Source organism: Fusibacter sp., from assembly GCF_057447755.1.
On the sequence record NZ_JBVBZF010000085.1, the window covers coordinates 1 to 12,776 of the forward strand.

The 12,776-nt window shown below is 35.6% G+C and carries 17 protein-coding genes and 1 riboswitch; all 17 genes read left to right on the plus strand.

Annotated features, from left to right (window positions below; translation table 11 throughout):
• Positions 1-245: 245 nt before the first annotated feature.
• Positions 246-812 carry a GNAT family N-acetyltransferase gene (locus tag AC220I_RS11250; protein WP_486723929.1) on the plus strand — a complete coding sequence of 189 codons (567 nt, stop codon included), beginning with the start codon at positions 246-248 and terminating at the stop codon, positions 810-812.
• A gap of 39 nt (positions 813-851) precedes the next feature.
• Positions 852-1,577 (plus strand): MBL fold metallo-hydrolase, encoded by a 726-nt coding sequence (locus AC220I_RS11255; protein ID WP_486723930.1) that lies wholly within the window; start codon positions 852-854, stop codon positions 1,575-1,577.
• Positions 1,578-1,961 carry a GNAT family N-acetyltransferase gene (locus AC220I_RS11260; protein WP_486723931.1) on the plus strand — a complete coding sequence of 128 codons (384 nt, stop codon included), beginning with the start codon at positions 1,578-1,580 and terminating at the stop codon, positions 1,959-1,961.
• Between the two features lie 12 nt (positions 1,962-1,973).
• Complete coding sequence (locus tag AC220I_RS11265) at positions 1,974-2,114, plus strand: hypothetical protein (RefSeq protein ID WP_486723932.1); 141 nt, start codon at positions 1,974-1,976, stop codon at positions 2,112-2,114.
• Positions 2,115-2,287: 173 nt separating this feature from the next.
• The gene (locus tag AC220I_RS11270) at positions 2,288-2,758 is read left to right on the plus strand and encodes a GNAT family N-acetyltransferase (protein ID WP_486723933.1); all 471 of its coding nucleotides are present in this window, start codon (positions 2,288-2,290) and stop codon (positions 2,756-2,758) included.
• A gap of 212 nt (positions 2,759-2,970) precedes the next feature.
• Positions 2,971-3,669, plus strand: a complete 699-nt coding sequence (locus AC220I_RS11275; RefSeq protein ID WP_486723934.1) for a TVP38/TMEM64 family protein — start codon at positions 2,971-2,973, stop codon at positions 3,667-3,669.
• 96 nt (positions 3,670-3,765) lie between these two features.
• Positions 3,766-4,488, plus strand: a complete 723-nt coding sequence (locus AC220I_RS11280; RefSeq protein ID WP_486723935.1) for an ABC transporter ATP-binding protein — start codon at positions 3,766-3,768, stop codon at positions 4,486-4,488.
• Entirely contained in the window at positions 4,485-5,402 is a 918-nt protein-coding gene (locus AC220I_RS11285; protein ID WP_486723936.1) for an ABC transporter permease, read from the plus strand. The genes AC220I_RS11280 and AC220I_RS11285 overlap by 4 nt, the downstream gene beginning before the upstream one ends.
• Positions 5,399-6,208, plus strand: a complete 810-nt coding sequence (locus tag AC220I_RS11290; protein ID WP_486723937.1) for a COG1470 family protein — start codon at positions 5,399-5,401, stop codon at positions 6,206-6,208. The genes AC220I_RS11285 and AC220I_RS11290 overlap by 4 nt, the downstream gene beginning before the upstream one ends.
• Before the next feature lie 6 nt (positions 6,209-6,214).
• Positions 6,215-7,174: an ABC transporter permease subunit gene (locus tag AC220I_RS11295; protein ID WP_486723938.1), complete on the plus strand. Its 960-nt coding sequence runs from the start codon at positions 6,215-6,217 to the stop codon at positions 7,172-7,174.
• 43 nt (positions 7,175-7,217) lie between these two features.
• The gene (locus tag AC220I_RS11300; RefSeq protein WP_486723939.1) at positions 7,218-7,952 is read left to right on the plus strand and encodes a hypothetical protein; all 735 of its coding nucleotides are present in this window, start codon (positions 7,218-7,220) and stop codon (positions 7,950-7,952) included.
• A 107-nt stretch (positions 7,953-8,059) separates the two neighbouring features.
• Positions 8,060-8,743 (plus strand): response regulator transcription factor, encoded by a 684-nt coding sequence (locus AC220I_RS11305; RefSeq protein ID WP_486723940.1) that lies wholly within the window; start codon positions 8,060-8,062, stop codon positions 8,741-8,743.
• A gap of 4 nt (positions 8,744-8,747) precedes the next feature.
• Positions 8,748-10,112, plus strand: a complete 1,365-nt coding sequence (locus AC220I_RS11310; RefSeq protein ID WP_486723941.1) for a sensor histidine kinase — start codon at positions 8,748-8,750, stop codon at positions 10,110-10,112.
• A 148-nt stretch (positions 10,113-10,260) separates the two neighbouring features.
• A complete protein-coding gene (locus tag AC220I_RS11315; RefSeq protein WP_486723942.1) occupies positions 10,261-10,734 on the plus strand; it encodes a PepSY domain-containing protein in 474 nt (157 codons plus the stop codon).
• Between the two features lie 190 nt (positions 10,735-10,924).
• A complete protein-coding gene (locus AC220I_RS11320; protein WP_486723943.1) occupies positions 10,925-11,347 on the plus strand; it encodes a bis(5'-nucleosyl)-tetraphosphatase in 423 nt (140 codons plus the stop codon).
• Between the two features lie 287 nt (positions 11,348-11,634).
• On the plus strand, positions 11,635-12,030 hold the full coding sequence (locus AC220I_RS11325; protein WP_486723944.1) for a hypothetical protein: 396 nt from the start codon (positions 11,635-11,637) through the stop codon (positions 12,028-12,030).
• A 107-nt stretch (positions 12,031-12,137) separates the two neighbouring features.
• Positions 12,138-12,250, plus strand: a riboswitch (SAM riboswitch).
• A 128-nt stretch (positions 12,251-12,378) separates the two neighbouring features.
• The coding region (locus AC220I_RS11330; RefSeq protein ID WP_486723945.1) for a homoserine O-acetyltransferase/O-succinyltransferase family protein at positions 12,379-12,776 on the plus strand (398 nt) is incomplete at its 3' end.

Here is a 12,776-nt window from a genome sequence, read left to right on the forward strand (position 1 = left end):
ACGGCTTTGAGCTCCTGGCAAAGGCAGTATCTGATGCAAAAGCAAATGGCTATGAATACGCATATCTGTGTACCGACCATGTGGGTTATTATGAAAAAGCTGGCTTTGAATACATCGGATTAGGCTACCATCCGTGGGGCGAATCGTCACGTATTTATAGGATAAAATGCTAAGGGGTGTGACGATTAACAAGGATTTTTAAATAGAATTATACGACAGAATTTATTGACCTAGAGGAGACAGACATGATGAGTGAGTTAAAGTTCGAACCTTTTCCAGAGCTTGTGACTGAGCGATTAATGCTCGTTAGAGTAAATGAAACACACTTAGAGGCTTTGTTTGATGTATTAAGTGATCCGAAAGTCGCTGAATTTGATTATTTCTATCCTATTGATTGTATGGAAAAAGGACGTGAATTTATAAAGCGATACGATAATGCCATAAGAAACAACCAAGAAATCACATGGGGCATTTGCTTGAAGGAAAGTGAACGGTTGATTGGAACCTGCAGCCTGGGTAATTTTGATAAGCCCTCTAGACGTTCAGAAATCGGTTATGCCATCAATCAGGCAGAATGGAACAAGGGGTACGCCACAGAGGCGATTAAAGGGGTTTTAGATTATGGTTTTAATCAGTTGAACTTAAATCGTATAGAGGCCATGATCACACCTGGGAACGATTCGTCGGTGAGGGTACTTGAAAAATTAAATTTCCAGCATGAGGGCTTGGTTAGAGAACGTGATTTTATAAAGGGCCAATTAGTGGATGGCATTATTATGGGATTGCTGGCAAGACATCATGCGATAAGGTGAAATGAAAAAAGGCTTTTAAGATTAGAAGGGTGATATAAAATGATTAAATATGAAATTTTGACACTTGAGTTTGACTCTGGTTATGGTAAGGTTGTGGTTCATCCGCTGTTGATTTTTTCAGTAAATGAGGTAATCCTGTGCGATGTGGGTTTTCCCAACCAAATAGACCAGATTGAGGCTCAGCTTAGTAAATTTGGCTTTACAATAAGAGATTTGACCAAGGTCTTTATTAGCCATCATGACCATGACCATTTAGGGTCTTTGGCGGAGTTGAAAAAGAGAAATCCAAATATGATCGTAGTCTCGTCAGTGCTTGAAAAACCCTTAATAGACGGTAGTGAAAAGTCGCTCAGACTCAGTCAAGCGGAAGCCTACAATGAACAGTTGACTGGCGATGAAAAGACATTTGGCGTTCAGTTTGTGAATTATTTAAAAACGATTCAGGTATGTGGCGTCGATCAGACGGTATTGGATGGTGACTACATCGTGGAAGGTGTAAGGGTGGTTTCGACACCTGGGCATACACCGGGTCACCTTTCTTTGTATCTGGAAACGGATAAATTGTTATTTGCAGGTGATGCATTGGCCGTTGAAAACGGACGTTTTGTCGTAGCCAACCCTGAGTTTACACTGGATATGGCAACTTGTATGGAAAGTATTAAAAAAATCCAATCCTTGAACCCAGATCAAATTGTCTGTTATCACGGGGGTTCTATTGATAAAAACATTAAGCAAATGATAAATGACTTACAGGAAGGTGCATAAATGCAATATACCATTAGAGATATTAAGCTAGAGGAATGTGAGAAAATCAATGATATAGATGCTTCACAATACATTGGTAAGGCTTGGCGTGATGTGGATGGGGTTCGTCAACTGGTGGAAATTGACTATCAAGATCCTGACTGGCCAAATGGCTATGACCATCACTTTGGAAATCTTCAATTGACGATTAAAGAGGGTGGTGGCGCATTTGGCGCTTTTGATGGAGAGGGTAAACTACTGGGCTTTGCCACGATCAACAAGCCGATTTTTGGTCAAGACTGTAAATACGTTTTACTGGATCAGTTGTTTATTTCACTAGACCAACGTAACAAGGGGATTGGCAGTGCACTTTTTAAAAGGTGTGCTGAGGTGGCAAGTACTTAGGAGGCAGATCGGTTGTTTATCTGTGCTGGTTCAGCTGAAGAGACCATCGCTTTTTACATGGCTATTGGATGTAGCCCTTTAACAAATCCCATTCAGTCATTTTATGAGATGGATCCCAATGATTATCAGCTGGAATATGACTTAAACAAATAGGGATTAAGGTTGCTTTAGATAGGCGTTAGCAGATAGGTGCTGTCAGATAAGTATTATCTGCTAGGTGCTATCAGCTAGTTAATGTCCGATAGGTTTTTAGCTACTGTCCGATAGGTATTATCAGATAGCAAAAAAATGAAGGTAGGTTAATTTATAGTTTTAAGGAGGTCCTAATGACTATTAAAATCGTTGAAACCTTGGACGAAAATTTATTGGCAAGACTTAACCATGACGTTCAAGAAATTCACAACATCATTGAACCAGATCTTTTTAAGCCATTTTCTGCGGACAATATGGCTATGCTCTTTAAATCACTTTTAGGTACTGAAGGCATCAATGCCTATGTCGCTGAAGTGGATTCTGTTCCTGCTGGGTATATGATACTTTCTCAAAAGCATTTTGAGGAAAACTTTTTTAAGTTTGCCCATTCGGTACTCTATATTGACCAGATATGTGTGGAAGCGGATTATAAGGGAATGGGTGTTGGGAAAGCCCTTGTGGACTATGCAAAGGCCTATGCAAAAAAACATCAAATTCACCGTATCGAGATGAATTACTGGACTAAAAATAAGAATTCTGGTGAGTTCTTCAGAAGTCAAGGTTTCGCGAATTTCAACGAAAGACTCTTTATCAAGGTGGATTAGAATTGAAATTTATTAAAAGTTGATAATACTGCCAAAATTTAATATGGGGACATAAAATACACGAGTCTTTAAGCTCGTGTTTTTTAATGTTCAAATTAGACCATAAGAAGTTTTAATCATGAGAAATTTCTCAGATTCAACTCATATACATTTCAGAGTGATGCTTTAGTCTATTAGTATCAAGTAGACAATATATTTTATAGGAGAGTATCATGAACATTAAAGCCTTTGTTAAAAATAATAAAAAATATGTCGTAAAAATCTTTACAATACTTTTGATATCAATAGGCCTTGTGGCTATGATTATTGGTAATCCTGTGATTATGAAATTTCTCAGCAGTCCTGATCAGATTAAGGATTATATCGAAAGTAAGGGACCGATTGGAATCTTTATATACATTGCTTTACAAATTGTTCAAATTGTAATTGCCATTATTCCAGGGGAGCCTATTCAGTTAGCGGGTGGTTATATATATGGTGGCTTTTATGGATTTATCCTTTCGACAGTGGGCATTATGATGGGATCGGTTATGGCATTTTATCTTTCGAAAAAATATGGATTTTCAATGGTAAGTAAACTTGTGCCAAAACAAAAGTTGATTTCATATAAAGAAAAATTAGAAAGTCGAAAAGGGAGTATGTTGCTTTTTGTTTTGTGTTTAATCCCTGGCGTACCTAAGGATGTATTGGTTTATGCAGTAGGTTTGACACCGATGAAGTTTAAAATTTTTTTTCCTATTTACTTTTTCGCAAGGATTCCAGCGATGTTAATAGCAAGTTATCTTGGTGCCCAAATCGGTCGTGTTAATATTGAGCAGATTATGCTAACAATTGCGATTTTGACAGTGTTTGCAGTACTTTTCTATTTGTTCAGAAATAAACTTTATTTTATTTTAGATATTGAAAAATAGTCAAATCCAATTTCAATTTACCAATTTTTAATTCAAAATGTTATTTTAGTTCAATCCGTCAATTTTAATTACTAATTTTAAGAAAAGAGGTGCAAAATGCTTCAAGCAGAAAATTTATGTAAAAAATATGGAGATACCTATGTGGTAGATAATCTTAGTTTAAAAGTGAATGAAGGTTCTATCTTTGGATTTTTAGGTCATAATGGTGCAGGTAAGACAACAACAATTTCGCTTCTGACGACTTTAATACTGCCAACTTCAGGAAAAGCTACAATTGATGGCTACGATATTAAGCGAGATAACTTAAAGGTCAGAAAATTAATCGGTTATTTACCTGAAAATGTAATGTTGTATGGTGATTTAACAGCGGTTGAGAACTTAAGGTTTTTCGGTAAACTCTCTGGTGTTACCGATGTTGAAAAACGAATAGAGGACACCCTTAAACTTCTTGAAATATCGGACTGGAAACATAGGAGGGTTAAGACTTACTCAAAAGGGATGAGACAACGAATCGGAATAGCTCAAGCCATACTTCATGATCCAAAAGTTCTATTTCTAGATGAACCAACTTCTGGACTTGACCCACAAGGGACTAAGGAGCTTAGGGATATTTTACTGATGCTTAATAAGACACGTAATACTACGATCTTTATGAATACGCATCTATTATCTGAGGTGACCAAAATCTGTACAGATATAGGGATTATTAGCAAAGGTAAATTGCTTTTAGCGGATTCGATAGAAAATGTCGAAAGAAGATTCGCAAATGAAAAATCACTTGAAGAAATTTATTTTAAAATCGAGGGGGGTGCAAAATGAATGGGATTTTAGTCTTGGCTCAAAAAGAGTTTAAAATGGCTTTTAAAGATCATATTTTTATAATAATCACTTTGCTGTTTTTGATCCTCTCAATTGTATCAGTATATATTGGATCAAGTACAAAGCATGCTGAAATGCAGGCATATCAGGATATTGTTCAGATGTTAAAAAATCAAGGTGAAATCAATATGCCAACAGCGCCTGTGATATATCCACTTTCAGTTCTTAGCAACATTATAACTTATGTGAGTATGATAGGAGCGGTTGTAGCTATTTTTTTAGGGTTTGATAGTTTTAGTGGAGAGCGTAACAATGGGACTTTAAGATTAATCGCCACGCGTTCTCTCTATAGAGATCAAATCGTGACAGGGAAGTTGCTTGGCGGTGGTATAGTAATTGGAACACTTTTAGCTATTATATTGATTTTTAATATAGGACTTTTTATTGTGGTGTCGGGTATGGTTCCGGGAAGTAGTGCACTGTTAAGATTAGGCATATTCTTTTTGCTGGCATTTATTTATATGATGTTGTTTTATTCGACCACTTTGTATTTTTCAATAAGGACAAATGATTCTTCTTTTAGCTTTATGTTGATGATGATCATTTGGTTATCAGTTTCTTTCGTGATACCACAATTGGCTGAGAGTCAAAAGAACTTTGTATTTGCAATGAGTGCTATATCACAGACAGCAGTGCAAGATACAGTGCTTTCAAAAACCATTAGTTTTGCCTCACCTTCAATTCAATTTCAAGAGATAGGCAATAACCTTCTTCAGGTGATACCAGAAACTGCAAACATAGGTGTTTGGATGTTAATAACTAAAGAGATTAGCGCTTTTCTTGAAATTGTTGCACCGAGTATTTTAATGGTTTTTCTATCGTATAGGGCAATACAAAAGGAGGAAGCACTGTGACTAGAACAAAATTATTTGTCATGTTTACACTTGTATGCTCACTATTATTATTTCCACTTTCATATGCAGGAGATAAAATACAGTCTGATTTATTGCTTGGTGTTACTGTTTCGTCGGGCGAAGAAAAAACTCTTACTTTGTTTATAAATAACTCTGACTCTACTTCGCATGACTATAAACTGAGTGTTGACGGTTTTTCAAATACACTTGAAACTTATTTCACATCAGATGGTCAAGTCTTGGATACAGTGACAGTCTCAAGAGGTAAAAAACTTTTAGTTGTATTAAATATTTTGGTCAAAGGAGACGTTCTTGTAAACGAGGATCAGGGATTTGTAAAACTTACTAGAGATGATGGTGTTGTACAAACACTTTCAATACCCATGATGGTTCAAAAGGAATACGATTTAGCTTTAAAAAGCTTAACGAATAGTGTGGATTGTGTGAGTGGCACTAGTGCTGATTTTATCTTTCTTATTGAAAATAATGGTTCCAAAACACTCACGGATCTTAGGATGATACCAGAACTTCCAAATAAATGGTATAGCAATGGTGGCAATGGTTTTATGACATTAAAGCCGGGAGAGGTCAAAACGGTTACGGTTAAAGTAGATGTTCCTTCTTCTCAAACCTCGGGCAACTACAATGTCAATTTTAAGGCGTCAAGTGGTCAAATCACTAGTGGTCAAGTAAGGATTCCGGTAATTGTCAAAGCCAATTTTCATGTGGGTTATATCATGCTTTTGATCCTTGCTGGCATTGGTATATTTACGTTTACTCAGTTTAAAAAACATGGAAGGAGGTAGTGACAGTTGATTTTTGAGATTGCAAAGAAAGAGATTAGAGATACTTTTAAAAACAAATTGTTCCTGAGTATTTTGGTTATGCTATTGATTTTGACCATTGTTTCTATTTTATTAGGCTCTTATCAAGTCAAGGCTAACATGGATAATTATAATAGCTCAGTGAGTTTTTTAAAATCAATGGGAAAAAGTGAACTGCCACCACCTCCAGAATTGAATCCTATTTCAGCATCTAAAAGCTTCGTGAATTATATTGGAATGGTCGGGGCACTAATGGCAATTGTTCTTGGCAATACGGCTATTGTTAGGGAAGTCAAAAGTGGTACTTTGCAACTTATTTTTACAAGAGGTGTATTTCGTGATACATTCTTGACTGGTAAGCTACTTGGAAATGCAATCATACTCTTAGGCATTACAATCATTACGGGTATAATCACCTTTATAGCGGTGATACTTATCGGTGGTGTGGCATTAAACGCTAGCGATGTCGTTAGAATGCTTCTATTTTTCTTAATGTCTTTATTATATATGATGTTCTTCAATGTACTTAGCATGGGTATTGCAAGTTCGACCTTAAAGGAGAATCGGGCTTTATTGTTAACAGTGGTAATTTGGTTACTTTTATCCTTTGTGTTTCCACAAATAGGCGATACGATGGATATGGACAATCAGATTCCAGGTGGATTCTTTAGTGCGATGGGAATGACGAGAGATCAAGAACATCAAATTCTTCAGAAATTCACATTTTATGAAAAGCTGCGTGATGGCATTGAAGAAATGTCACCAACCAAGCATTATGAGCGTATTAGCTATGCACTTTTGAATATTAAACCTGGGTTTAAATTGAATACGCCTTTAGAAGTAGTTGGGCTTAAATGGCTTAACCTAATGGGATTGATAATCCCGAGCATCGTTGTGTGGCTCTTAGCTTTTGTTTCGTTTTTAAAAAGAGAAGATGGCAGTCGTTAGATTAAACAAGAAAAGTTAAAGATTAAAATATTGGAGGTAGAATATGGTACGTAAATTAAACACAAAGAATTCAGTGAAAAAATGGATGGTATCTTTATTAGTTATTGCTATGGCAGCATTTGCTATGGCAGGGTGTTCATCGAATACAAATGTTCAGACGACAAAAAATACAGATACAAAAGCATCTCAGTCTCAGGTGATTGTCACTAATAATGATTCAAATACAGGGACGAATGGCTCGTCTAGCAATGATAGAGATGGTGATGGTATTCCAGACGCTGTTGAAAAAACGTATGGCACAAATCCTTATTTGGCAGATACAGATGGTGATGGTGTAAATGATAAGGACGATAAAAATCCAGTGGTAGCAGATAATCCAATCAGTGAAACAAGTACTCTAATATTACCGGTCACTGTTAAGGATGCTAGAGTAGAAGATAATGCAAGTGCAGATCATTTGGAAATTTCGCTAACCAACAATAGTGACAAAACAATTGATAACTTTGAAGTCTACTATACGATTACCGATAAAAAAAATAAAACTCAGGAATCCTATTATCAACCGCTTAATAATTTAACAATTAAGGCTGGAGAAACTATTACTGTGCATTTTGACAATCAAGTAAATGATGCAAATCACTATTTTATGAATATGAATGGTTTATATGGAAATTCGTCGAATGGTCTTGTATTTGATGTGACAATACATGCTAATGGCTATCAAAATATGACATTTACTGTCGAAAAATCAGAAGGGACAGCAGAAGTGGCAGATTAAATGTTAGTAAAATGATGATATGAGTATATAATAAATAATATAGGAAGTAGATTATTGTGGAATTAGGTCGTATTTTGACTTAATTCCTTTAAAAAGAGGTGTTATGAATGACAAGTAAAGACATACTAATAATAGAGGATGATTTAGCATTGGTTAAAGTGCTTGAGCTTGAGTTCAAGCATGAAGGATACACTTATGATGTTTCAACCAATGGACGAGAAGGCTATGATCAGTTCAATAATAACCATTATGAACTTATATTGCTTGATCTAATGCTTCCTGAAATAAGTGGCATGGAAATTTGTAGAAAAATACGTAAGGCTTCAAATCTACCCATTATAATGCTTACAGCTAGACGCGATATCACAGATAAAGTTATTGGTCTAGATCTTGGTGCGGATGATTATGTGACAAAGCCATTTGAAATGGAAGAATTGCTAGCTCGAATTAGAGCCGGACTTAGACGCAGCAAAGCTGAGAATTTAATTCAGAGAATTTTAGAGATATCGGATTTAAGTGTCAACCTGATGACACGTGAGGTTATCAAGAGAGGCGATAGAATAGATTTGACAAAAACAGAATATGACCTTCTTGAATACCTTTTAAGAAATAAGGGCCTGGTATTAACCAGAGATCAGATTATCGAAGAAGTGTGGGGCTATGATTTTGTAGGTGATAGCAATGTTTTAGATGTATACATACGTTATCTCAGAAACAAGATTGATTACCCCTACGACAGCAAACTCATCCAAACAGTTAGAGGGGTAGGGTATACTATTAAGGAGCATTGATGATATGAAAATGTTTAAACCTACTAAAATTTCACATCGATTAACAATCGTCTATGCGACGTTGTTTTTCCTTTCGTTAGCCCTGGTCAATTTGGCAACGCTTTTTGGCGTTGTCTATTATATGTATCAGATTTCAACAGAACAATTGAAACTCGTGGATGACTTTATAATTTCAGACGTAAATTCGTTGCATGACATCCCTAAAATTGATTTGGGAAAACTATCTCAGATTGCAGATAATGTGGACGTCAGTCTTAATTATAATGATCGACTTGTTTATAACACTGGTGAAGTTTATCAAATTGACAATCTGGAAAATAAAGTTAATAAAACTTCATTAATGGGCGAATCCAATGAGAGTAGAATTATGTATCTTAAGGATGAGTTAATTCTTGATGATGGCACCAAGCTTGATGTTTTAATTGTTAAGGACATGAATAATGAGGAAGGGTTCATAAAAGCTTTTACAGCAATTATGCTGGCTATAGACGGGCTTGTGTTTGTTTTTGCGATTTGGGTGGGTCATATTATTAGTCGAAAGGCTTTGCTGCCTATAGATAAAATAATCAGTCAGGCAAAAGAAATTGGTGTGGGTGATTTGACAGCAAGAATTCGAATTGAAGGTCCTGAAGATGAACTAAAAAGACTATCGGACACTTTTAATAATTATATTGAGCGAACTCAGTTGGCATATGAAAAGCAAAATCGATTTACACTAGATGCTTCGCATGAGTTGGCGACACCACTGGCTGTGATTAAGGGATATATTGATATTTTAGATAGATGGGGAAAAAATGACCCTGAAGTCCTAGATGAAAGTTTGAAATCAATTAAAGTTGAGATTAATAATATGACAAGCCTACTGGATACTTTATTGGTTTTATCAAAAGCGGACAATGAAATTTTAAACATTGAAAAGAGTGAAATCATACTAGAAAAGTTAATGAAAGAACTTGTGAAGGAAACAGCTTTAATAGATGACGAACATCAAATTGAATGTGATTTTCTTCCTAATATTGAGATTTTGGGCGATCAAAAGCTAATCAAACAAATGCTGAGAGCAATTGTAAATAATAGTATTCGCTATTCACCTGCTCAAACGTTAATTAAAATTGACTACAAAGTTGTTGGGGAGAATGTTGAAATTGTAATATCTGATCAAGGTATAGGCATTTCAGATAATGATATTCCATATATTTTTGATCGTTTTTACAGAGTAGATAAGGCCAGAACACGATCGGTTGGAGGCACGGGCCTTGGTTTGTCGCTTGTCAAATGGATAGTGGAAATTCATAATGGGTCTATTATGGCAAATAGTGAAGTTGGCAAGGGAACTTCAATGGTGATCCGTTTGCCAATGAACCCATAAGGAAATTTCTCATAATATTCTCAGTGGATTCTCAGTTTCATATCAGTTGAATCTCAGTTTGAAGTCCTATACTTTAAGTATGGAGGTGAGGTTAAAAGATCTTAGATGTGAAACTAACAGATAAACAGAGTTGAAAGGAGAATATTTTATGAAATTTAAGTTTTTAATATTATCACTTGTAGCGATACTTGCAATTGGCGGTACGTATTCTGCATTCGCAGCTTCTAATATAGGAAATTTGGATGCTGGTAAAACCATTGTAAGGTCAAATGAAAAGGAAATGGAAAATGACAACGAAAAGGATGATGTTTCATTAGATCCTACTATGGTAAAACCAGCTATCAACGAAGAAAACGCCAAGCAAATTGCACTTAAATCTTTAAGCAATAGCACATTCAAATCTATCGTTCTTGAAGATGAAAATGGCAAATTGGTTTATGGTGTCATTGTACAAGCCGGTGATCAAAGTTATGATGTTAAAGTGGATGCGAATACTGGTGAACTCCTAAAATCAGAACAAGATAACGACAATGAGAATTCAGGAAAAAATGTTGAAAATTCAGAAGTTGAGGATGATGATTCTATTGAATCAGGTGACCAAGTATCTGATGATGCCGAATAAAGATTGGAAACTCAAAATTATAAAAGGATTGCAGTTCGTTATGAGCTCGCAATCCTTTTACAATTTGCGATGAAAATTTTGAAATTATTGAAAAGATATGTAATAATTAGGTAAGGACTAAAGCTGTTCTGACCTTAAAATTTATTGGAAAGGATGAGATGATACTTAAATAATATCATCCAAGATAAATATGAAAAGTGAAAAATCATGTGGCGTGATTATTTATAAAAAAATTGAAAAGGATTTGGTTTTTCTCCTCCTCAAGAGTAAGAACACTCACACGTGGGGATTTCCTAAAGGCCATGTTGAAGCGGGTGAAACAGAGGTGGAAACTGCCAAACGTGAAGTCTATGAAGAATCAGGACTAAAAATCAATTGTATAGAGGATATCAGAATTACAACAGACTATATCGTGAAGACCAATGTGAACAAGGAAGTTGTCTATTTCGTCGGAACTGTATTTGAGGGACCCGTTAAAATTCAGGCAAGTGAAATCGTGGATTATGTTTGGGCCAATTACGAACAGGTCATGCGTCTTATTAGTTTTGAAAACTTAAGGGATGTTTTTGAAAGCGCATATACATTTTTAGTGGATCAAGTAGAAAATGAGTAGAAATTTTGTTATTTAAAGGTAAAGATAGAGTCGTTTCAATTGTGGTGCATCCTCATAATGCTGTTTAGTAGTACTCATTTAAATTGTTGAGTCAGATTATGAGGGGCAAACGTCATTTGCATCAATTGATTTACATGAAATTAGGTTAATAGGGTAAAGTGTGATATGATAAGAGGTAATCATGAGCTAAAATAAAGAATTAATAAGCCCAGAGGGACTTTGACCGTTCTTTAGATAGATTATTAAATTGACGCACTTAAACCGTAGTTAGAAAATTAGAGGTGAACATGTTAAATCAGTTTGTTTTACATCCCAGTTACGGAAGAGGTACTGTGGTAGAACGCAATGGTGACTATTTGAAATTGAAGTTTGAAAAATTTGATGGTCTTAAGACCTTCTTGTACCCAGATGCCTTTGAGAATTTTTTAAAGTTCGAAGATGAAGCACATCAGAAAAAAGCACTAGAGGATTTAACAAGTGTTTTAAAAGACAAAAAAACAATCCAAGACGCTAAAGATTTGGTCAATATGGAGTATGAGGAAAACCTGAGAAAAGAGCATCAAGAGGCACTTAAAAAGAAACGTAAAACAGCAACTGTCAAAAAAATTAAAGTCAAAAAAGTCGCTGTCAAAAAAGTGGTGATTGCTGATGAAACGCCAGACAAAGACACAAGTGAAGCTTAGGCTTCTAAATGCAATAATCATACTAAACGCTAAGACTTTAAAATAAAAATTTAAAATTACTATTGACACCATGTCAAATAATTATTATAATCATTTTTAACTTAATAGTACTATCAAGAGCGGTGGAGGGACAGGCCCTATGAAACCCGGCAACCAGATTAAGACTGGTGCTAATTCCTGCAGTAATTGACACCATTTGTCGGTTACTGAAAGATAGTTGAGCGCTCAGATTACCGCCTCTATCATAGATGCGGTTTTTTTTAACCTCACATGAACAGATTAAAAGCTCCTCATTAGAGTGATTGATCGAGTTTGCGTGGGGGTTTTGTTTTTCATAAGGAGGATTTAATGCCAATAAAAATTCCAGACACTTTACCAGCGGTAGATATTTTATCACTTGAGAATATCTTTTTAATGAATGAGACCCGTGCCGTTCATCAAGATATTCGACCACTTAGAATTTTAATACTCAATTTGATGCCACTAAAGATTGATACTGAAACGCAACTCTTAAGAGTGCTCAGTAACACACCGCTTCAACTTGAAGTTACACTAATGCACCCTGAAACACATACGGCAACACATATTGACATGCAACATCTGGAGGCATTTTATAAAACTTTTTCTGAAATCAAGGATGAAAAGTTTGATGGTATGATCATCACTGGTGCTCCGATAGAGCATTTGGATTTTGAGGAGGTCTCATACTGGGAAGAGCTCAGAAACATTATGGATTGGAGTCTACA

Coding starts and splice junctions, on each gene's coding strand:
- AC220I_RS11275 (WP_486723934.1), top strand. CDS start 2,971: ATGAACATTAAAGCCTTTGTTAAAAATAATAAAAAATATGTCGTAAAA.
- AC220I_RS11315 (WP_486723942.1), top strand. CDS start 10,261: ATGAAATTTAAGTTTTTAATATTATCACTTGTAGCGATACTTGCAATT.
- AC220I_RS11280 (WP_486723935.1), top strand. CDS start 3,766: ATGCTTCAAGCAGAAAATTTATGTAAAAAATATGGAGATACCTATGTG.
- AC220I_RS11285 (WP_486723936.1), top strand. CDS start 4,485: ATGAATGGGATTTTAGTCTTGGCTCAAAAAGAGTTTAAAATGGCTTTT.
- AC220I_RS11310 (WP_486723941.1), top strand. CDS start 8,748: ATGAAAATGTTTAAACCTACTAAAATTTCACATCGATTAACAATCGTC.
- AC220I_RS11325 (WP_486723944.1), top strand. CDS start 11,635: ATGTTAAATCAGTTTGTTTTACATCCCAGTTACGGAAGAGGTACTGTG.
- AC220I_RS11255 (WP_486723930.1), top strand. CDS start 852: ATGATTAAATATGAAATTTTGACACTTGAGTTTGACTCTGGTTATGGT.
- AC220I_RS11270 (WP_486723933.1), top strand. CDS start 2,288: ATGACTATTAAAATCGTTGAAACCTTGGACGAAAATTTATTGGCAAGA.
- AC220I_RS11320 (WP_486723943.1), top strand. CDS start 10,925: ATGAAAAGTGAAAAATCATGTGGCGTGATTATTTATAAAAAAATTGAA.
- AC220I_RS11260 (WP_486723931.1), top strand. CDS start 1,578: ATGCAATATACCATTAGAGATATTAAGCTAGAGGAATGTGAGAAAATC.
- AC220I_RS11250 (WP_486723929.1), top strand. CDS start 246: ATGATGAGTGAGTTAAAGTTCGAACCTTTTCCAGAGCTTGTGACTGAG.
- AC220I_RS11300 (WP_486723939.1), top strand. CDS start 7,218: ATGGTACGTAAATTAAACACAAAGAATTCAGTGAAAAAATGGATGGTA.
- AC220I_RS11305 (WP_486723940.1), top strand. CDS start 8,060: ATGACAAGTAAAGACATACTAATAATAGAGGATGATTTAGCATTGGTT.